Source organism: Streptomyces sp. NPDC004788, assembly GCF_053601115.1.
The window spans coordinates 22,531-41,897 of the sequence record NZ_JBSGBF010000072.1 but is presented as its reverse complement, the minus strand read 5'-3'; the positions used below and the strand labels follow the sequence as shown (position 1 = coordinate 41,897).

Below are 19,367 nucleotides of genomic sequence, written 5' to 3'. Positions count from 1 at the left end.
GATGATGTCTTCCTTGTGCTGTACGTAACCGGCCACGTCGGCCTCCTTGTTCGGACAGTTACAGCAGGCGGTGGTGACCAGCAGCCTCACCCCCTTGTCCGGGGCGCGGCGCGGGCGCGTTCGCGCGGTCTACGGTTGCGCGCGGTCTACGGTCTGCGCGCGGTCTACGGTCTGCGCGGTCCACGGTTGGGCGCGGTCTACGGGAAGAGGGCGTCCTGGGCCGCGTCGCGGGCCCGCAGGAGGGCGCCGCGCAGGACCGCCGCGTCGCCCAGGGCGGTGGCGCGGACCTCGGTGCGCAGGGGCGAGAGCGTGGCGAGCGCGGTCTCGACGCGGGCGGCGAGTTCCGGGCCGCCCTGGTGGCCGGTCTCGCCGGCCAGGACCACACAGCCCGGGTCCAGGACGGCGGCCACGGCAGCCGCGCCGACGGCCAGGCGGTGGGCGAGGGCGTCCAGGAAGGGGCCGTGGCCGGAGCCGAGCGCGGTCGCCGGGTCGAGGCCGTGGGCGACGGCCAGGGCCTCGACGGCGGCGACGCAGGCCAGCTCGTGGAAGCCGCCGTCACAGCCGAAGGCCGAGGGCAGCCCGGAGGTGCCGGGCACCGGCAGGAAGCCGATCTCGCCGGCGCCGCCGGAGGCCCCGCGGCGCAGCCGCCCGTCGAGGACGACCGCCGCGCCGACGCCCTGGCCGAGCCAGAGCAGGACGAAGTCGTCCCGGTCGCTGGCCGCGCCCTCGCGCAGTTCGGCGACGGCGGCGAGGTTGGTCTCGTTCTCGACCAGGACGTGCGCCGGGAGCCGCTCCTGGAGGGCGCCGACGAGCCGGCGGTGCCAGGCGGGCAGCCCGCTGGAGTCGCGCAGTTCGCCGGTGGCCGGGTCGATGAGGCCGGGCGCGCCGACGGCCACGGTGTGGAGCCGCTCGGCGCCGGCCTCCCGTGCGGTCCGCTCCAGGAGCGCGACGGCCTTCTCCACGGCGGGGCCGGTGCCGACGTCGTCGCCGACGGGCGCGGCCGCCTCGGCCAGCGTGACGCCGAGGAGGTCGGTGACGGTGACCGCCACGGACCGGGTGCGCACGTCGAGCGCGGCGAGATGGGCGCGGTCCGCGACGATCCCGTACAGCTTGGCGTTCGGGCCGCGGCGCTCGGCGCCGGCCTCGCCGACGACATGGACGAGTCCGGAGCCGCTGAGCCGCTCGACGAGGTCGGCGACGGTGGGACGGGAGAGTCCGGTGAGCGTCTTGAGCTGGGTGGCCGTCAACGGGCCCTCGTCCTGGAGGAGGCGCAGGGCGAGCCGGTCGTTGATGGCCCGGGCGGTGCTCGGGGATGCGGCCATGCGGTGATCCTCTCAGATGCCCGGCGGGGCACGGGCCGGTCTCCCCACTATTTATCAGGCAGGGTTCCTGATAGTTTACGGGCGACCGAGAGCGACCACTCTCAGGCGACCACTCTCAAGGGGAGGGCCCATGGCGGCGGAGACCGTCTTCACCACCGAGCGGCTGCGACGGGCCCGGTTCGCCGTCGCCGCCGTCTTCTGCGTCCACGGCGCGGTGACCGGCAGCTTCGCGACCCGGATCCCGTGGATCCAGGAGCACGCGGGCGTCAGCGCGGGCCAGCTGGGGCTCGCCCTCGCCTTCCCGGCCATCGGCGCCTCGCTCGCGATGCCGCTGGCCGGCGCGATCAGCCACCGCTTCGGCGCACGCACGGCGCTGCGCGGGTTGCTCGCCCTGTGGACGCTGGCCCTGACGCTGCCCTCGCTCGCGCCGAACGTGTACGGGCTGTGCGCGGCGCTCTTCGTCTACGGCGCCACCGCGGGCATGTCCGACGTCGCCATGAACGCGCTCGGGGTCGAGACCGAGAACCGGCTCGGCCGCTCGATCATGTCCGGCCTGCACGGCATGTGGAGCGCGGGCGCCCTGCTCGGCTCGGCCGCCGGCACCCTCGCCGCTCACCTCGGCGGCGACGCCCGCGTCCACCACCTGATCGCCGCCCTGGTCCTCACCGCCCTCGGCCTGGTCGCCTGCCGGGGCGTGCTCGACCTGCGCAGCGCGCCCGAGGAGGAGGCCCCGCCGCGCTTCGCGCTGCCCCCGAAGTCCGCCCTGGTCATCGGCGCGATCGGGTTCTGCGGAGTCTTCGCGGAGGGCGCGAGCCTCGACTGGTCGGCCGTCTACCTCAAGCAGGAGCTGAGCACCTCGGCCGGCCTCGCCGCCGCCTCGACCACCGCCTTCGCGCTCACCATGGCCGTGGCACGGCTGGTCGGCGACCGCGTGGTGGACCGCTTCGGCGCGGTCCGTACCGTACGGGTCGGGGGCGCGGCCGCCACCCTCGGCGGGCTGCTCGTGGTCCTCACGCCGCACGCGGCCGTGGCGATGGCCGGTTTCGGGCTGATCGGCCTCGGGGTCGCGGTCGTCGTCCCGCTCGCCTTCGCCGCCGCGGCCCGCAGCGGCCCCAACCCGAGCCAGGCGATCGCGGGCGTCGCCACCATCACGTACACCTCGGGTCTGGTCGCCCCGTCCGCGATCGGCGGCATCGCGGACGCGACCTCGCTGGTGGGCTCGTTCGGTCTGGTCACGCTGCTCACCTTCGGCCTGGTGCTCGGGGCGGGGGTGCTCAGGTCCGGGGCGCGCGCCGGAGCGGGCGCGGCCGCGGCCCGTACGGCGGAAGAGGTGCGCTGACCTGCGGCCCTTACCATGTGGCTGGTCTTCACCCGTGGATCGACCTCCGCAATCACACCCCTGCGAATCCGCATTCACCCCCTGAGAACTGGAGCGAGCACATGAGCCTCGGCGTGCGCTGGACCCTGCACGGCGACGGGAGGACACCCGCTCCCGGGGCCGTCGTCCGGCCCGACGAGCGCCTGTCCTGGCCGCGTACGGTCGGGCTCGGCGCCCAGCACGTGGTGGCCATGTTCGGGGCCTCGTTCGTGGCCCCGGTGCTCATGGGTCTCGATCCGAACCTCGCGATCATGATGTCCGGTGTCGCCACCGTGATCTTCCTGCTCGCGACGCGCGGCACGGTCCCCTCGTACCTCGGCTGCTCGCTCTCCTTCGTGGGCGTCGCCGCCGCGATCCGGGCGTCCGGCGGCACCAGCGCCACGGTGACCGGCGCGGTGTTCGTGGTCGGCGCGGTGCTCTTCCTCGCGGGGCTCGCGGTGAAGAGGTTCGGCGCGCGCATCATCCACGCGGCCATGCCGCCGGTCGTCACCGGCGCCGTGGTCATGCTGATCGGCTTCAACCTGGCGCCGGTCACCGCCTCCGTCTACTGGCCGCAGGACCAGTGGACGGCGCTCCTCGTGATGCTCTTCACCGGCCTCGCCGTGGTCTGTCTGCGCGGCTTCTGGTCGCGGATCGCGATCTTCCTCGGCCTGATCTTCGGCTACACGATCTCCTGGGTCTTCGACCTGGCCTTCGGAAAGATCCACTCGGTGTCGCCGAGCGGTCAGGTCACCGACCACTGGCGGCTCGACCTCTCCGGCGTCGCCAAGGCCGACTGGATCGGTCTGCCGTCGCTGCACGGCCCGAGCTTCGAGTGGTCCGCGATCCTGGTGGCGCTGCCCGTCGTCATCGCGCTGATCGCCGAGAACGCCGGTCACGTCAAGGCGGTCGGCGAGATGACCGGCAGCTCGCTCGACGACAGGCTCGGCACCGCGATCGCGGCCGACGGCGTCGCGTCCATGCTCTCCACCGGCGTGGGCGGCCCGCCCAACACCACGTACTCCGAGAACATCGGCGTCATGGCCGCCACCCGGGTCTACTCCACCGCCGCGTACTGGGCCGCGGCCGGCTTCGCGCTGCTCTTCGGCCTCTGCCCGAAGTTCGGCGCGGTCGTCGCCGCCATTCCCGGCGGTGTGCTCGGCGGCATCACCGTGATCCTCTACGGCATGATCGGCCTGCTCGGCGCCCAGATCTGGATCAACGCCAGGGTCGACCTGCGCAACCCGCTGAACCTGGTCCCGGCCGCGGCCGGCATCATCATCGGCGTCGGCGGCGTCAAGCTCACCTTCACCGACACCTTCGAGCTCGGCGGCATCGCGCTCGGCACGATCGTGGTCATCACCGGCTACCACGTGCTGCGCGCCTTCGCACCGGCGCACATGAAGGAGCAGGAGCCGCTGCTCGACTCCGGCACCAGCTCGTACGAGACGGGCGACGAGACCACGGGCGACACCGCCGGGGACGCCGGGAGCACCTCCGGCGACGAGTCCGCGGCGAAGTCCTGACCCATTCGCCCGTTCTGGGGAAGCCGGGCGGCGGAACCGCTCCGTCCGGCTCTCCGGCTGCCACCCTGCACCCATGGCGCAGACGCAGCACCTCCAGCTCGGACCCTTCACGGCCGTCGACCCCGTGGTGGACCGGATGCGGACGCTCCGCGCGGCCTGGCATCCGGCCGACGGGGTCGCCGTGTTCAACCGGGTCTATCTGACCGTCACCGAGGAGATCGGCCGGGCCATCGAGGCCGGCACCTTCGCCGACCGGCGGGCCGCCGCCACGCTCGACGTGCGGTTCGCCCAGCGCTATCTCGCGGTGGTCGACACCGTCGCCACCGGCCGCCCGGCCCCGGCCTGCTGGCGGCCGCTGTTCCACTACCGCCGCCATCCCGGCGTACGGCCGCTCCAGTTCGCCCTCGCCGGGATCAACGCGCACATCGGGCACGACCTGGCGCTCGCGGTGGTCGACACCTGCCGGACCCTGGACTGCGCGCCGAAGGAGCTGGAGGACGAGTTCGACCGGGTGGGCGACGTCCTCGTCCTCCTGGAGGAGCGCATCCGGGACGAACTGATGCCGGGCCCGGACCTCCTGGAGGTCGCGGACCCGCTGACGCATCTGCTCGGCTGCTGGAGCCTGGACCGGGCCCGCGACGGGGCCTGGCTCGCCGCCCGCTCGCTGTGGCAGCTGCGGCGGCTGCCCGACCTGGCCGAGGAGTTCACCGAACGCCTCGACCGGTCGGTCGGCCTGGTGGGGCGGATGCTGCTCACGCCCCTCGCCAGGCCCTAGACCTGCCCTGGACCTGCGGGATCAGTCCTCCGGCAGCTCGACCGGGGCGATCTCGTCGTACACGTCGCCCGGGCCGGGGTTGGTGGCGTCGGTCGCGCCGCCGAAGTGGTGCATGACGCCCCACACCGCGTTGAGCGCCGTCTGCACCGCGCCCTCGGCCCAGCCGGCCGTCCACGAGATGTCGTCGCCGGCGAGGAAGATGCCCCGCTTGTCCTCCGGCAGCCGGTCCTGCATGAAGTGCGTGAACAGGCGGCGCTGGTAGCGGTAGTGGCCCGGCAGGTTGGCCTTGAAGGCGCCCATGAAGTAGGGCTCGTTCTCCCAGGAGACCGTCACCGGGTTGCCGATGATGTGCTTCCGGATGTCGACCTTCGGGTAGATCTCGCCGAGCGACTTCAGCATGACCTCCATCCGCTCGGTCGCGGAGAGCGGCAGCCACTTCAGGCTGTCGTCGCACCACGTGTACGAGAGGCAGATGACGGCCGGCTTGTCCGGGCCGTCGTCCAGGAGGTACGTCCCGCGGGTCATCCGGTCGGTCAGCGTCATCGACATGACGTCCCGGCCGGTCTCCTCGTCCTTGTCCAGCCAGAACGGCCGGTCCACGGGCACGAAGAGCTTCGAGGACTCCATGTAGTGGGTGCGCTCGATCGCGGTCCAGTGGTCGATCGGGAAGAGCGAGTCGTCACAGGCGATCTTGGAGAGCAGCATCCAGGACTGGGCGGTGAAGATCGCCGCCGGGTACGTGCGGATGTCGCCGGACGCGTCGGTGACCGTGATCCGGTTGCCGGCGGCGCGGGTCAGGCGGGTGACGGCCGGCTTCGGCTGCCCGTTCTCGTGCAGCGAGGCCAGCGAGGTGCCCTGCATCCAGTGGACGATCTTCTCCGGCTCGCGCTCCCACAGGCGCAGCGGCAGCTGCTGCGAGCCGCCGACGATGCCGCGGTGGTGGTCGTCGGCCTCCGTGTAGACGACCCGCAGGATCTCCAGGATGGAGTTCGGGAAGTCGGTGTCCCAGCCGCCGGTGCCGAAGCCGACCTGGCCGAAGATCTCACGGTGCCGGAAGGACTTGAAGGCCTCGGAGTCGCAGAGGAAGCCGTAGAAGGTCTGGTTGTCGAGCTTCTCGACGAGCTTCGCCCAGATCTCGCGGATGCGCGGGACGTCGCGCTCGCGCATGGCGCGGTTCATGTCGGAGAAGTCGGCGCCCTCGTCGAGGCACTTGTTCCAGGCCTCGGCGACGTCGCGGTAGACCTGCGGCAGGTCGGCGATGGTCTCGGCGTAGTGCGACTCGCCCTTGAGGTCGACGACGGTCGACGGGGTGGCCTCGGCCAGCGGGTTCGGGAACGGCCGGGTGGTCAGGCCGACCAGGTCGATGTAGTGCTGGAGCGCCGTGGAGGAGGGCGGGAAGCGCATCGCGCCCATCTCGGCGGTCAGCCCCTCGGTCTCCGGGCCCTCGAAGCCGACCGTGCGCAGCCGGCCGCCGATCTGGTCGGCCTCGTAGACGACGGGCTTCATGCCCATCTTCATCAGCTCGTAGGCCGCGATGATGCCGGACAGGCCGCCACCGATGATCGCGACCTCGGTGCCGTGCTCGGTGGCCGGGATCTGGCCCAGGCCGGCCGGGTGGGCCAGGAAGTCGTCGTAGGCGTACGGGAAGTCCGGACCGAACATGGTGATCGGCGGCTGGCCGTCGGTGTGCTGGACGGCAGTGGGCACCGTGGACGTCATGGGGTACGGACTCCTTGCACAAAAAGGGTGATCGCAGGGGGGCGGGCGGGGGACGGCTCTAGACGAGGGAGCCGTACAGGCCCGGGCGGCGGTCGCGGAGATAGGGGTTCTCCGCGCGGGAGGCCGCGAGGAAGTCGGTGTCGGCGTCGCCGAGGACGAGGTCCTCGCCGCGCCCGGCGCGGGCCCGGGCGGTGCCGTCGGGGCCGGCCAGGACGGACAGGCCGACGAACTCGAAGTCGCCCTCGGGGCCGGTCCGGTTGGCGTACGCGATGTAGAGCTGGTTCTCGAAGGCGCGGACCGGGACGACGGAGAGCGGGATGATCTCGGCCGGGTGCATCAGCGCGGTGGGCACCAGGAGGAGGTCGGTGCCGGCCAGCGCGTGCGCCCGTACGTTCTCGGGGAACTCGACGTCGTAGCAGATCATCAGGCCGACGGTGAGGCCGCCGAGCTCCGCCTGGACGACGGACTCGTCGCCGGGCGTGAACCACTTCGCCTCGAAGTCGCCGAAGAGATGGGTCTTGCGGTAGTGGACCAGCCGGGCGCCGTCGGGGCCGAAGAGCTGGGCGGAGTTGTAGATCACGCCGTGCCGCTCGGTGTCGCGCTCCGGGTAGCCGTAGCCGACGGCGAGGCCGTGGCGGGCGGCGATGGCGGCGACCGCCTGGGCGGAGGGGCCGTCGGCCGGCTCGGCCAGCCGGGCCATGGCGTCGCCGATGGCGTAGCCGGTGAGGAACAGCTCGGGGGCGAGCAGCACGTCGGCGCCGGCGGCGGCCGCGCGGCCCGCGGCCTCGTCGAGGACCTTGAGGTTGGCGGCCACGTCACCGAGCTCGCCGGAGCTCTGGAGCAGGGCGGTGCGCAGCGCGGGCATGGGCCGTCCTCGAAGGTCGAAGTTGAGGGAGGAATTCAAGGGGAAGCTGTCAAAAACGGTACGGTTTCGGGCGCGGCCGGGACAAGGCGAGACCGTTGCGGACCGACCGTCGAACCGTTGCGCGATCTCCCGTCGCGGCGGTGATTCGTTGCGCGCCCCTCCCGAGCATGATCGTCCGCAGGACGGAGGGCTCCCCCGCCGCGCGGCGGAGGCGGGGACCGTTCCCCGGCGCGATGTACGGGCGGGGCGGGGCCGGAAGAGTGGTGGTCGTCCGGTCGAGGGACCGGACGACCTGCCGAAAGGACCGCCACCGATGGACCTCCGCATGAACCGCCGCACGAGGATCGCCGCAGTCGCCGCCGCCCTGCTGGTCACCGCGGGCGCGGCCGGTTCCGCCACCGCCGACGCCGACTGGTCGGGCAAGGGGCCGCGCGAGGCGGCCGCGCTGACCGGCACGGCGAAGCTGTACCGGCCGGCCGGGGACGACATCACGTTCAGCTTCGACGCGCATCTGTCGGCGAAGGACAACATGCATCCGGAGAACGCGACCGGCACCTTCCGGTTCAGCCACTACAAGGGCGACTGGGGCGGCTACGCCGTGGCGAAGGTGGACTGCCTGGCCACCGGCGGCAAGGTGGCCGTCGTGACGGGCCGGATCGTCGAGACCGACGTGAAGAAGTTCGAGGGCGCGCGGGTCGGGATCTCGGTGAACGACCTGGGGAAGCACGACCGGCTGGGATACAGCTGGTTGACCCAGGACCCGGAGAAGGGCGACGTGCCGAAGTGCCAGACCGCGCCGCCGTTCGAGAAGGTCAAGGAAGGCACCGGCGACTTCCACGTGCTGCCCTGGATCCTCGACTACCCGACCGAGTAGACGCCGGAAGGGCGGACCGCCCCACGGGGGTGGGCGGTCCGCCCTTCCGGCGATCCGAAGGCCCTACGCGGGCGAGCCCGAGGAGAACCGCCGCAGCAGCGGCGACAGCACGAGCACGGACTTGGTGCGCTCCACGAAGGGCTCGCCCGCGATCCGCTCCAGGACGCGCTCGAAATGGCGCATGTCGGAGGCGAAGACCTGGACGACGGCGTCCGCGTCACCGGTCACGGTCGACGCGGACACCACCTCCGGATACCGCTCCAGGCCGCGCCGGATGTCCTCCGGCGAGGTGTTGTGGCGGCAGTAGATCTCCACGAACCCCTCCGTCTCCCAGCCGAGCGCCGCCGGGTCCACCCGTACGGTGAAGCCGGTGATGGCGCCCTCGGCCCGGAGCCGGTCCACGCGCCGTTTCACGGCGGGCGCGGAGAGACCGACCAGCGAGCCGATGTCGGCGTAGCTGCGGCGGGCGTCTTCCGCGAGGGCGTGGACGATGCGTTCGTCGAGGTCGTTGAGTCGCACTACGGGTGGATCACTTCTCTGCAGGGGCCTCTGCCAGGACCGGGGCGTCGGCCGTGGCCGTGGCCAGTCGGGAGCGGCGCATGCCGTACAGGAAGTAGAACACGAGTCCCGCGGCCATCCAGCAACCGAAGACCACCCAGGTCACGGTGTCGAGGCTGAACATGTTGTACGCGCAGAAGGCGAAGCCGAGCACCGGGAAGACCGGGCCGAACGCCACCTTGAAGGTGCGCGGCATGTCGGGGCGGGTGTAGCGGAGCACGACCACCGCGATGTTGACCAGGCCGAAGGCGAAGAGGGTGCCGATGCTGGTGGCGTCGACGAGCTTGCCGAGCGGGATGACCGAGGCGAGGACGGCGCAGAAGAGGGAGACGATCACCGTGTTGACACGCGGGGTGCCGGTCTTGGCGCTGACCTTGCCGAAGACCTTCGGCACCAGGCCGTCGCGGGACATCGCGAAGAGGACGCGGGTCTGGCCGTAGAGCACGGTGAGGACGACGCTCGCGATGGAGATGACGGCGCCGGCGGCGAGCATGGTGCCCCAGAAGGTCTGGCCGGTGACGTCGTTCATGATCGCCGCCAGGGTGGCCTCGGAGCCCGCGAAGTCCTTCCAGTGCCAGGCGCCGACCGCGACGGCGGCGACGAGCACGTAGAGGACGGTCACGATGAGCAGCGAGAGCATGATCGCCCGCGGCAGGTCGCGCTTGGGGTCCTTGGCCTCCTCGCCGGCCGTGGAGGCGGCGTCGAAGCCGATGTAGGAGAAGAACAGGCTGGCGCTGGCGGCGCCGACGCCCGACATGCCGAGCGGCATGAAGTCCTTGTAGTTGCCGGACTTGAAGCCCATGAAACCGATGGCGCAGAAGAGCGCGAGCGAGACGATCTTCACGACGACCATGATCGTGTTGACGACGGCGGACTCACGGGCGCCGCCGAGCAGGAACACCATGGCGAGCAGCACGACGATCAGGCCCGGCAGGTTGATGATGCCGCCCTCGCCGGGGGCCGACGACAGCACGTCGGGGATGGTGACGCCGATGGTGCCGTCGAGGAGCTCGTTCAGGTACTGGCCCCAGCCGACGGCCACGGCGGCGACGGAGACGCCGTACTCGAGGACCAGACACCAGCCGCAGACCCAGGCGACGAGTTCGCCCATCGTTGCGTACGTGTACGAGTACGAGGAGCCCGCGACCGGGATCGAGCCGGCCAGCTCCGCGTACGAGAGGGCCGAGAAGAGCGCCGTGAGACCGGCGATCACGAAGGACAGCGTGACGGCGGGGCCGGCCTTGGGGACCGCGTCGCCGAGCACGACGAAGATGCCGGTGCCGAGCGTCGCACCGATGCTGATCATGGTCAGCTGCCACATGCCGAGCGAGCGGCGGAGCGAGCCGCCCTCGCCCTGCCCACCCTCCGCGACCAGGCTTTCCACCGGCTTGCGACGGATGAGGGCGGAGAGCCCGGGGGTCCTGCGGGCGGCCGGGACGGACGTGTCCTCGACGGGTGGGGCTGCGCCGTGGTCAAGCACTGCGGGGGCTCCTTATCGCTGCCTGTAGACGTGCGGGGACCGCGGCGGTGACGCGGGCATGCCGAAAACAGCCCACGGGGGAAGGGGGAACCGCCGAGCAGGCGGTCGCCGCCACTCCTGGTACGGGGCATGAGCCTAAGCGCTGGAGCTTCGCACTCGTAATGCAGGGTTGTTGCGCAGTGGTGAATGATCATTGCGCGCTTCGGGCGCAGACGGGGAAACATTGCACGCTGCCGCATGAATCGACACATCGGGGGCAATGGGGCACGGGGCGCGCATGCCTTGACTCCTCGGGCCGGATCGCCCACTCTGCACCCGCCCGAAGGAGGTTCCCGTGAGTCCGTCGGCACCCTGGCTGGAGCCCGAACCCTTCCTGCGCGGCGCCGCCTGGCGGGACGGCGCCGGCCGGCCGGTACGGGCCGATCCGGCCGACCTGGCGCGGCTGCCCTGGGACGTCGCCGAGCGGGCGGCACTGCCCATCGGGGTGCGCCTGGAGTTCATGGCGGCGCCCGGCACCACGGCGGTGGAGGTGCGCTACCGGGCGGCCGTGCCCGGGCCGGGCGATCCCCTGCGCGCGCTGCGCCACGGCTTCGCGCTCTGGCGGGGCGCGCGCTGCCTCGCGGAGGTGTTCGCGGAGCCCGCCGAGCAGGCCACCGTGCGCATCGAACTCCCGCCCGACGGCGGAGAGTTCACGGTGCGCCTCCCGGAGCAGCAGCGGCCGCTCGTCCTCGGAGTGCGGGCCGCGCGCGGCGGCGCCCTCGCCCCCGCGCCGTACCGCCCGCGCTGGCTGGTGCACGGCGACTCGATCACCGAGGGCTGGTGGGCGACCCGGCCCGCGCACGCCTGGCCCGCGGTGGCCGGCCGGATGCTCGGCCTCGACCCGGTGAACCTCGGCTACGCGGGCGGGGCGCGCGGCGAACTCCCGCTCGCCGAGCAGCTCGCCCGCCTCCCCGGCGCCCTGATCACCCTCGCCTTCGGCACCAACTGCTGGGGCTCCGTGCCCAGTTCGGCCCCGTTGCTGTACGAGACCACCCGGGCCTTCGTCGCCCTGGTCCGCCGCGGCCACCCGGACACCCCGCTGCTGCTCCTCTCCCCCGTGCTGCGCCCGGCGGCCGAACACACCGGCAACGCCCTCGGCGCCACCCTCGCGGAGCTCCGTACGGCCATGGAGGAGGCCGTACGGGACCTGGTGGCGGCCGGCGACACCCGCCTCGCCCTGCTGCCCGGACGCCCGCTGCTCGGCCCCGGGGAGCTCGCCGACGGCCTGCACCCGAACGACCGGGGCCACGCGCGGATCGCGGCGGCGGTGGCGGGGGCGCTGCGGGCGGCGGGCTGGACGGGGCGAGCGGCCCGGACCGGCCGGGCGGGAACGCCGTAGGGCCCCCGGGAACGGATTCCCGGGGGCCCTGCGGACGGTTTCGGCCGATGCCGCCGATACGGTTTCGGCGACTAGCTCCAGCTGGCGTGCAGCGGCTTGCCCTCCGCGTAACCGGCGGCGGACTGGATGCCGACGACGGCCTTCTCCTCGAACTCGGCGAGCGAGGCCGCACCGGCGTAGGTGCAGGAGGAGCGGACACCGGCGATGATCGAGTCGATCAGGTCCTCGACGCCCGGGCGCTGCGGGTCGAGGAACATCCGGGAGGTGGAGATGCCCTCCTCGAACAGCGCCTTGCGGGCGCGGTCGTACGAGGACTCGTCGGAGGTCCGGTTCTTGACGGCGCGGGCCGAGGCCATGCCGAAGGACTCCTTGTAGGCACGGCCCTTGGCGTCGTGCTGGAGGTCGCCCGGGGACTCGTAGGTGCCGGCGAACCAGGAGCCGATCATCACGTTGGACGCGCCGGCGGCCAGCGCCATGGCGACGTCGCGCGGGTGCCGGACACCGCCGTCGGCCCACACGTGCTTGCCGTACTTCTTCGCCTCGGCGGCGCACTCCAGGACCGCCGAGAACTGCGGGCGGCCCACGCCGGTCATCATGCGGGTGGTGCACATGGCGCCGGGGCCCACACCGACCTTGATGATGTCCGCGCCGGCCTCGATGAGGTCCTTGACGCCCTCGGCGGCGACGATGTTGCCGGCCACGATCGGGACGTGCGGGTCGAGCGCCCGGACGGTCCTGATCGCGCTGATCATCGACTCCTGGTGGCCGTGCGCGGTGTCGATGACGAGCGTGTCCACGCCCGCGTCGAGCAGCAGCTTGGCCTTGCCCGCGACGTCGCCGTTGATGCCGACGGCGGCGGCGATGCGGAGCCTGCCCTCGCCGTCCACGGCCGGGTTGTAGAGGGTCGCGCGCAGCGCGCCCTTGCGGGTGAGGATGCCGACCAGCTTGCCGTCGGCGTCGACGGCTGGGGCGTAGCGGCGGTTGGCGGCGTCGAGGGTGTTGAACGCCTCGCGCGGCTCGATGTCGGCGTCGAGCAGCAGCAGGTCCTTGGACATGACCTCGGACAGCTGGGTGAAGCGGTCCACGCCGGACAGGTCGGCGTCGGTGACGACGCCGACCGGGCGCCGGTCCTCGTCGACGACGACACCGGCGTCGTGCGCGCGCTTGGGCAGCAGCGAGAGCGCGTCGGCGACGGTCTGGTGGGGCTCCAGGACGATCGGGGTGTCCAGGACCAGGTGGCGGGACTTCACCCAGGCGATGACGTCGGTGACGACGTCGATCGGGATGTCCTGCGGAATGACGACCAGGCCGCCACGACGGGCGACGGTCTCGGCCATGCGACGGCCGGCGATGGCGGTCATGTTCGCGACGACCAGCGGAATCGTCGTACCCGTCCCGTCGGGCGAGGAGAGATCCACGGCCTGGCGGGAACCGACGGCCGAGCGGCTCGGCACCATGAACACATCGTCGTACGTGAGGTCGTACGGCGGCTTGACGTCATTGAGGAAACGCACGTGCTGACATCCCAGTCGTTCGGATCGGCCCCTAGGCATTTCAGCCAGGGGAAAAAGCACGTAGTTCAGTGTTGCACGGGGGGTGGTGCGGGCGGAGGGGGCGGATCATCCGAGCCTGACGACGGGGCGTCTGTCGGATCCTCCAATTCGGCGACTTCGCCGCCGAGCCAGAGCAGGACCGCGAGGCCGGCCGAGCTGGCCCGGGCAGCCGCCGAGAACACCTCCTGGGCGACGGCCCACTCCTCCGGTTCGGCCTCGGCATAAGCCTGCCAGCCCGTCACCACGATCGCCATGGGTCGGCGCATATCCGCGAGGCAGTCCGCGAGCGCGTCCCAGTTGCGGCCGAACCAGATGGGCAGCGGGAGCGCGCGGACGCAGCGGTTCATGAAGGTCGTCTTGTCGGTGACCCCGTGGAGGTCGAGGACGGTGAGGTCCCCGAGCTCCTCGAGTCTCGCCCCGATCCCGGTCATCCCGCGACCACCTCCCGGAAGCTCGCGTAGTGGTCGTCCGTGTAGTAGACCTCGCCGTCGCCGCCGGTGACGAGCCGCCGGGCCCCGCGGTCGCGCTCGCCGGGGGTCCTGACCGTGTACTCGTGGTAGTAGCCGCGCTTTTCCTTCGGCAGGACGCGCTCGAAGTTCGAGAAGACCGCGCCGTCCTTGGCGTACGGGAAGGGCCCGCCGGCCCGGATGAGGACCAGCGTCTTCCGCGCCTCGGCCGGCAGCCGCGACTCCCGGACGGTGGGGAGGCCGGAGCGGGCCGACGGGGCAGCCGTCGAAACCGCCGCCGTGGTACGGGACGGGGTCGCCGAATCGCTGCCCGCCGCGCCGCCGGAGCACCCGGTCAGGAACAGCGAGACCCCGGCGAGCAGGGCGAGCCCGAGCCGGGCGCATCGAGAAAACATGCCCCGATGCTGCCACCGCGACGCCGGCCCCGCTCCGGGGACGCGCCGCGGGGAGGTGGGCCGGACCGACCCGCACGTCGGCTTGGCCGACCCGCAGGGGGCTTGGCCGACCCGCAACGGGGCCGGGCCCCGGGGCGGCAGCCGTCCCGGGGCCCGGCCGCCTTCGGATCAGATGCCGTCCGGGTCCGCGCGGTCGAGGGCCGGGCGGGGGGCGGGGCTGAACTCGGTCAGCAGGTAGTCGGCGGCCGAGCGGTCGGTCACCAGGCTGGTGACGAGGCCGGAGCGGAGCACCGCGCCGATCGCCGCCGCCTTGCGGTGGCCGCCCGCGATGGCGACGACCTCGGGGATCCGGCGCAGCCGGTCCGCCTCGACGGTGATGCACCGCTCGCCGAGGTCGCGGCCGACCCGGCGGCCCTCCGCGTCGAAGAGGTGCGCCGACATCTCGGCGGCGACGCCGAGCGAGGCGTAGTGGGCGCGCTCCTCCTCCGACAGCATGTCGTGGACGGTGGAGACGCCCGGCTCCCAGGAGCCGATGGACACGCAGGCGACCGTCACCTTGTCGAAGTACTCGAAGGCCCGGGCGATGCCGGTCTGGCTGCGCAGCGCGTTGGCGGTCGCCGCGTCGGGCAGCAGCATCGGCGCGTAGATGGGGTGCGCCTCGCCGCCGGAGACCTGGGCGGCCCGCCGGACCGCCTCGACCGAGCCGCGCTCGGCCGTGCCCGCGTCGTACACGCCGGTGAGCTGCACGACGGTGCAGGGCGGCAGCCGGTCGAGGGCGGCGGCCATGTGGATCGTGGAGCGGCCCCAGGCGAGGCCGAGCACGTCGCCCTCGGTGACCAGCTCGCCGAGCAGGTCGGCCGCGACCTCGCCGAGGTTCTCCGGGTCGGGCGACTCCTCCTCGCCGTCCGCCGGGGACTCGACGACGACGGCATGACGCAGGCCGTAGCGGGCACGGAGCGCGTCGGAGCGCTCGGCGTCCAGCTCGGCCGGTACGCGGATCTCGATGCGCACGAGGTCGCGCTCCAGGGCGGTCTCCAGGACCCGGGCCACCTTGAAGCGGCTCACGCCGAACTCCTCGGCGATCTGGATCTTGGACTTGCCCTCGAGGTAGAAGCGACGGGCCATGGCCGCCGCCTGCACGAGCTCCGCGGGTCCCATCCGCAGGGCTGACCGTCCCGCCGACATACCCGCCACCGCGATCTCCTCACTGCTGTTCACGTGCCGCTGCCGCGCTTCATTTGCTGCTGGTGCTGCCACTGGTGTTGACACTGGTGGTGCCAGTGCTACTGCTGTTCCTGGTGCTGTTCACACTCTGGACCCACTGTTCATCCTGTCAGATCCGGCGGGCCTTGAACGGCCGTGTCGGCGGCCCGACGGGCCGCGTTCACGTACCGGTGGGTCAGTGGAGGCTCAGTGGCCACACGCCCACGCGGCGGAGGCGCTCGCGGCCTCCGCCCTGTCCCGCAGCGAGCGGACCGCGGCGGCCGGGTCGGCGGCTCCGTAGACGGCGGAACCGGCCACGAAAACGTCCGCGCCGGCTTCGGCGCACCGCTCGATGGTGGACTCGGAGACGCCGCCGTCGACCTGGAGCCAGAGCTCGAGACCGTGCTTGGAGATCAGCTCACGGGTGCGGCGGATCTTCGGCAGCATGATGTCGAGGAAGGCCTGACCGCCGAAGCCGGGCTCGACCGTCATGATCAGCAGCATGTCCAGCTCGGGGAGCAGGTCCTCGAACGGCTCGATGGGCGTGGCCGGCTTCAGCGCCATCGACGCCCGGGCCCCCTTGGCGCGGATCTCCCGGGCCAGGCGTACGGGCGCGGCCGCGGCCTCCACGTGGAAGGTGACGGAGCCGGCGCCGGCCTCCACGTACTGCGGGGCCCAGCGGTCCGGATCCTCGATCATGAGATGGCAGTCGAGCGGGGTGTCGGTGGCCCGGGCCAGCGACTCGACGACGGGCACGCCCAGCGTCAGGTTGGGCACGAAGTGGTTGTCCATCACGTCGACGTGCAGCCAGTCGGCCCCGTCGACCGCCTTCGCCTCATCGGCGAGCCGGGCGAAGTCCGCGGACAGGATGCTGGGATTGATCTGCGCCATGTGCCAAGCCTGCCATGTTCTTGAGGACTTCTTTGCCGCGGAGCGGTTCGGATTGCGCGGGGGCCGTTCCGCACGAGGGACGTAATGGTACAGACCATGAGATTCCGCGGGCGCGGGCTCCCTCCGGAGCACGCGTCCCGCGGTACGCCCCGTCGCTCGCGCCCCCGCGCCGGCGTCACGCGGAGGCATCAGGCGAAGGCGGCGGTCACGCCTCCACGGGCTCCGCACCGTCGAGGGGCGTCGTCACCGCGACCCGCAGCGCACCGGTGTCCGAGGCCACGACCTGTGCGACCGTGCGCTCCTCGGGGTGACCCGCGACGAGGGCCGGGAAGCCCTCCGGCGTCGGCATGCGGCGTACGCGCCACCCCGCGCCGCGGAAGTACGCCTCCACGCGCGCCACGGCCCGTACCCTCTCCTCCTCCGACAGCGGCACGGTCGACCAGGTGTGGTGGACCGCCGTGGCCCCGGAGTCGTCCCGGACCGTTTCGAGACCTTCCCCGGGCTGGGTGGGCGCGGACCCGACCTGCAGTGCGTCAAAGATGCGGCTGGAGTGGCCGAGGGCCCGGCGCCCGGCGGGCCTGTCGGCCGCCGGGATCTCGAACGCCGCGGGATCGGCCGCGCCCGCCGCCGAGGCCTTGCCCGGCGGGAGGAAGCAGGGCGAGGTCACGCCGAGCGAGGCAATGCCTTCACCCTTGGCACGATCCACGACGCCGACCATGGCGTCCATCCAGAAATCGTCGGGCTCCGTACGCATGTAGACCGACGGGAAGGGGCCGGACCAGTCGACCTCGCCCGAGGTGTTGTACTTGTAGCCCCGCTTCAGCCAGGCGTCCCGTGCCTGCCGCACGAGGTTCTTGGCCTCGGATGCCGGAACACCGGTCAGCTTGTAGGCGACGGTGACCTGTACCCGGTCGTCAGGACCGTGGTCGTCCCTGGCGATGCAGGCACCGACCGGCGCGGGACCAACGCGCTCCAGTGTCGGCTTGGGAGACATGCCGTCCACCGCCTGGTGGATGATTTCCTCTGCCCTGTCGATGGCCTGCTGCTCGTTCATCGTGACCTGCTTCGGTGCGTTTCCGCCGGTTTCCTGTTCGTCTCCCTGCGCCCCGCACGCGCTCACCATGATCGTCATGGCCAGCAATGCGGCAGCCGGGATTACTCTGCGCAGCTTCACAGATGTCCTCCGGTCACGATCTTCGCCAGGCTGCCGAGGGGCTTCTCGTCCCAGTACTGGGAGTGCGCGGGCATCATCTCGCCGTGCACGAGCGGCAGCTTCCCGTTCGGGACCTCGAAGACCTTGCCTCCGAAGTCTTCGGAGGTCGGGTCGGTTCCGTGCACGATCGCGTCGCCGTCGAAGAAGGTATCCCAGTACGCCTTCGGGCTGAGCGGGTCCTTGGCGATCGGCGGGGCCGCGTTGATCAGGTCGTTCTGGGCCGTGGCCGCGAAGACGTGGTCCGGCGGGATGTTCAGGTCCTTGGCGTGGTCCACTCCCACACCCGGACTGCCCACCATGATCGCGTTGTTGACCGGCAGGTCGATGTGCTCGCTCATCGTCTCGCCCACCACCAGGGAGCCGTAGCTGTGACCCAGGAGCGTCTGGTTCACACCGCCTTGGCGGTGGTTGGCCTCCTCGATGCCCTGGATGAAGTTGCCGAGCGGCTCCTTCGCGTTGTCGGCCCACTTGGTCTCCGTGGCATCGGTCATGATGCCCTGCGGGGCGTCGTAGCCCAGCCACACGATGGAGGCCGTCGAGTGGGTCATATCCGTGCGCTCCGCCTTCGCCTGGAGCAGCTCGGCCCTGCGGAGGTCGCCATCGATCGACTCCAGCTTGGCGAACGTCCCGGGCACGTACGTCACCACGTTGTCGGCGGTGTCGGGATTCCCGATGGAGACGATGGCACGCCCCATGTTGTTGCCGTCGAACCCGAGCAGATAGGGACGGTTGCTCTCGCTCGTGAAGCTGTCGAACCGGGTCTGGATGGCGTCCATTCCCTTGTAGCCGTTCTCCAGCTGCTTCCGCTTCTCCTCCCACTTCTTCCACTCGTCCGTCGGGACCATCGCACCCTTCACCTCGCGCCCCGTGACGGGGCTGATGTAGGGCTTGTAGTGCTCCGGTTCCTTCGTGAGCCAGGCGTCGTACTCCAGCTGCTTGGCGGCGCGTTGTTCCGCGAACACGGTGCGGTTCGCCTCGTCGCGGACGGTCGACGGGAGGCCGTCGAGCGCTCCGATGCTCGCGGGGTGCATGGCGACATAGGCTTCGCGCTGCTCGTCCGTCAGGCCGTTCCACCAGTTGGCGTTGTCCTGGGGCCAGTCGTTCTTGGGCGGTGCCTTGATCGAGTGGAGGTAGGCGTCGGCGGCGTCGCTCACGCCCTTCGTGTCCGACGTGACGTCCGTCCAGTCCTTGTCGGACACGGTGAGGTCGTCATCGGCCTTCAGGGCCCGTATCTTCGGCTCCCACTTCGCGTCCGCGTCCGTGGCCTCCTTGAGCGCGTCGGCTATCCGGTCGGCGTACGCCATGGCCTTGCCGTAGTGCGGGTTCGGGTGGATGTTCGCCGCCTGGCGCTCCAGGGCGTCGGAGGTCGCGTTCCCGCCGGCGCTGCCGGTGACCGTGCCGCCCTCGGCGTCCTTCTCCTCACCCGGCTTACGGCCCGCGGGGAAGGAGACGGAGCCGTCGCCGTTCACGGTGCAGCCGTCCGCCTGGGCGTCGGCGATCGCCGCGTCCAGCTTCCGCTTGGCCGCCGCCATGTCGTAGGCGAACCCGTTGAGGGCCGTGCTGATCACATGGCACTCGGTCAGGGTGTAGTGGAAGTTCTTCGCCAGGGCCTGCAGTTGCTTCTGCGAGGCGTCCGCCGACTCGCCCGACAGCGACTTGCGCATCCCGGTGGCGACGGTGTTCTCGATGTGGTCCTTGGCCGCCTGGGCCGCGTTGCCCAGGGCGCGGTATCCGTCGGCGGCTTCCTCGAACTCGGAGGGCTTGAAGGCCTTGAGGGTGGCGTAGTCCATC

17 protein-coding genes are annotated in these 19,367 nt (G+C 71.7%); 5 read left to right on the top strand and 12 right to left on the bottom strand.

The window, feature by feature from the left end; genetic code table 11:
- Positions 1 to 197: 197 nt before the first annotated feature.
- Positions 198 to 1,322, bottom strand: coding sequence for an ROK family transcriptional regulator (locus tag ACWEJX_RS26955; protein ID WP_451609995.1), 1,125 nt, complete (start codon positions 1,320 to 1,322; stop codon positions 198 to 200).
- A gap of 130 nt (positions 1,323 to 1,452) precedes the next feature.
- Between ACWEJX_RS26955 and ACWEJX_RS26950 the strand changes: the two genes are divergently transcribed.
- The 3 genes from ACWEJX_RS26950 to ACWEJX_RS26940 all read left to right on the top strand — a co-directional run bounded on the left by ACWEJX_RS26950 (position 1,453) and on the right by ACWEJX_RS26940 (position 4,980).
- Entirely contained in the window at positions 1,453 to 2,661 is a 1,209-nt protein-coding gene (locus ACWEJX_RS26950) for an MFS transporter (protein ID WP_451609994.1), read from the top strand.
- 101 nt (positions 2,662 to 2,762) lie between these two features.
- Positions 2,763 to 4,205: a uracil-xanthine permease family protein gene (locus tag ACWEJX_RS26945; RefSeq protein WP_451609993.1), complete on the top strand. Its 1,443-nt coding sequence runs from the start codon at positions 2,763 to 2,765 to the stop codon at positions 4,203 to 4,205.
- Between the two features lie 73 nt (positions 4,206 to 4,278).
- Positions 4,279 to 4,980, top strand: coding sequence for a DUF5995 family protein (locus ACWEJX_RS26940; RefSeq protein ID WP_451609992.1), 702 nt, complete (start codon positions 4,279 to 4,281; stop codon positions 4,978 to 4,980).
- 21 nt (positions 4,981 to 5,001) lie between these two features.
- On the opposite strand, the gene ACWEJX_RS26935 is transcribed toward ACWEJX_RS26940, so the two are convergent.
- Both ACWEJX_RS26935 and ACWEJX_RS26930 read right to left on the bottom strand, forming a co-directional pair.
- Positions 5,002 to 6,699, bottom strand: a complete 1,698-nt coding sequence (locus ACWEJX_RS26935) for a flavin monoamine oxidase family protein (protein ID WP_451609991.1) — start codon at positions 6,697 to 6,699, stop codon at positions 5,002 to 5,004.
- A gap of 58 nt (positions 6,700 to 6,757) precedes the next feature.
- Positions 6,758 to 7,564, bottom strand: coding sequence for a carbon-nitrogen hydrolase family protein (locus tag ACWEJX_RS26930; protein ID WP_451609990.1), 807 nt, complete (start codon positions 7,562 to 7,564; stop codon positions 6,758 to 6,760).
- A gap of 325 nt (positions 7,565 to 7,889) precedes the next feature.
- Between ACWEJX_RS26930 and ACWEJX_RS26925 the strand changes: the two genes are divergently transcribed.
- Complete coding sequence (locus ACWEJX_RS26925) at positions 7,890 to 8,438, top strand: Repetin (protein WP_451609996.1); 549 nt, start codon at positions 7,890 to 7,892, stop codon at positions 8,436 to 8,438.
- A 63-nt stretch (positions 8,439 to 8,501) separates the two neighbouring features.
- Here the strand turns inward: ACWEJX_RS26925 and ACWEJX_RS26920 are convergent, their stop codons facing one another.
- Positions 8,502 to 8,957: an Lrp/AsnC family transcriptional regulator gene (locus tag ACWEJX_RS26920; RefSeq protein ID WP_030691274.1), complete on the bottom strand. Its 456-nt coding sequence runs from the start codon at positions 8,955 to 8,957 to the stop codon at positions 8,502 to 8,504.
- A 10-nt stretch (positions 8,958 to 8,967) separates the two neighbouring features.
- Positions 8,968 to 10,476: an amino acid permease gene (locus tag ACWEJX_RS26915; RefSeq protein WP_451609989.1), complete on the bottom strand. Its 1,509-nt coding sequence runs from the start codon at positions 10,474 to 10,476 to the stop codon at positions 8,968 to 8,970.
- Positions 10,477 to 10,810: 334 nt separating this feature from the next.
- Between ACWEJX_RS26915 and ACWEJX_RS26910 the strand changes: the two genes are divergently transcribed.
- A complete protein-coding gene (locus ACWEJX_RS26910) occupies positions 10,811 to 11,854 on the top strand; it encodes a GDSL-type esterase/lipase family protein (RefSeq protein ID WP_451609988.1) in 1,044 nt (347 codons plus the stop codon).
- Positions 11,855 to 11,925: 71 nt separating this feature from the next.
- Here ACWEJX_RS26910 and ACWEJX_RS26905 read toward each other — a convergent pair whose 3' ends face one another.
- The 7 genes from ACWEJX_RS26905 to ACWEJX_RS26875 form a co-directional block, all read right to left on the bottom strand.
- Positions 11,926 to 13,368, bottom strand: a complete 1,443-nt coding sequence (locus ACWEJX_RS26905; protein WP_451609987.1) for a GuaB1 family IMP dehydrogenase-related protein — start codon at positions 13,366 to 13,368, stop codon at positions 11,926 to 11,928.
- Between the two features lie 65 nt (positions 13,369 to 13,433).
- Complete coding sequence (locus ACWEJX_RS26900; RefSeq protein WP_451609986.1) at positions 13,434 to 13,838, bottom strand: barstar family protein; 405 nt, start codon at positions 13,836 to 13,838, stop codon at positions 13,434 to 13,436.
- Positions 13,835 to 14,269: a ribonuclease domain-containing protein gene (locus tag ACWEJX_RS26895; protein WP_451609985.1), complete on the bottom strand. Its 435-nt coding sequence runs from the start codon at positions 14,267 to 14,269 to the stop codon at positions 13,835 to 13,837. Before ACWEJX_RS26895 ends, ACWEJX_RS26900 begins: the two co-directional genes overlap by 4 nt.
- A 168-nt stretch (positions 14,270 to 14,437) precedes the next feature.
- The gene (locus tag ACWEJX_RS26890) at positions 14,438 to 15,487 is read right to left on the bottom strand and encodes a sugar-binding transcriptional regulator (RefSeq protein ID WP_451609984.1); all 1,050 of its coding nucleotides are present in this window, start codon (positions 15,485 to 15,487) and stop codon (positions 14,438 to 14,440) included.
- 192 nt (positions 15,488 to 15,679) lie between these two features.
- Entirely contained in the window at positions 15,680 to 16,363 is a 684-nt protein-coding gene (gene rpe / locus ACWEJX_RS26885) for a ribulose-phosphate 3-epimerase (protein WP_451609983.1), read from the bottom strand.
- A 205-nt stretch (positions 16,364 to 16,568) separates the two neighbouring features.
- Positions 16,569 to 17,537 (bottom strand): hypothetical protein, encoded by a 969-nt coding sequence (locus tag ACWEJX_RS26880; RefSeq protein WP_451609982.1) that lies wholly within the window; start codon positions 17,535 to 17,537, stop codon positions 16,569 to 16,571.
- Entirely contained in the window at positions 17,534 to 19,366 is a 1,833-nt protein-coding gene (locus ACWEJX_RS26875; protein WP_451609981.1) for an alpha/beta hydrolase, read from the bottom strand. The genes ACWEJX_RS26880 and ACWEJX_RS26875 overlap by 4 nt, the downstream gene beginning before the upstream one ends.
- Position 19,367: the final 1 nt, after the last annotated feature.

What these genes read in the sequence shown, in the direction of transcription:
- ACWEJX_RS26900 (WP_451609986.1), bottom strand. Translation starts at nt 13,838, where the DNA reads ATGACCGGGATCGGGGCGAGACTCGAGGAGCTCGGGGACCTCACCGTC.
- ACWEJX_RS26935 (WP_451609991.1), bottom strand. Translation starts at nt 6,699, where the DNA reads ATGACGTCCACGGTGCCCACTGCCGTCCAGCACACCGACGGCCAGCCG.
- ACWEJX_RS26875 (WP_451609981.1), bottom strand. Translation starts at nt 19,366, where the DNA reads ATGGACTACGCCACCCTCAAGGCCTTCAAGCCCTCCGAGTTCGAGGAA.
- rpe (WP_451609983.1), bottom strand. Translation starts at nt 16,363, where the DNA reads ATGGCGCAGATCAATCCCAGCATCCTGTCCGCGGACTTCGCCCGGCTC.
- ACWEJX_RS26950 (WP_451609994.1), top strand. Translation starts at nt 1,453, where the DNA reads ATGGCGGCGGAGACCGTCTTCACCACCGAGCGGCTGCGACGGGCCCGG.
- ACWEJX_RS26955 (WP_451609995.1), bottom strand. Translation starts at nt 1,322, where the DNA reads ATGGCCGCATCCCCGAGCACCGCCCGGGCCATCAACGACCGGCTCGCC.
- ACWEJX_RS26895 (WP_451609985.1), bottom strand. Translation starts at nt 14,269, where the DNA reads ATGTTTTCTCGATGCGCCCGGCTCGGGCTCGCCCTGCTCGCCGGGGTC.
- ACWEJX_RS26945 (WP_451609993.1), top strand. Translation starts at nt 2,763, where the DNA reads ATGAGCCTCGGCGTGCGCTGGACCCTGCACGGCGACGGGAGGACACCC.
- ACWEJX_RS26930 (WP_451609990.1), bottom strand. Translation starts at nt 7,564, where the DNA reads ATGCCCGCGCTGCGCACCGCCCTGCTCCAGAGCTCCGGCGAGCTCGGT.
- ACWEJX_RS26925 (WP_451609996.1), top strand. Translation starts at nt 7,890, where the DNA reads ATGAACCGCCGCACGAGGATCGCCGCAGTCGCCGCCGCCCTGCTGGTC.
- ACWEJX_RS26940 (WP_451609992.1), top strand. Translation starts at nt 4,279, where the DNA reads ATGGCGCAGACGCAGCACCTCCAGCTCGGACCCTTCACGGCCGTCGAC.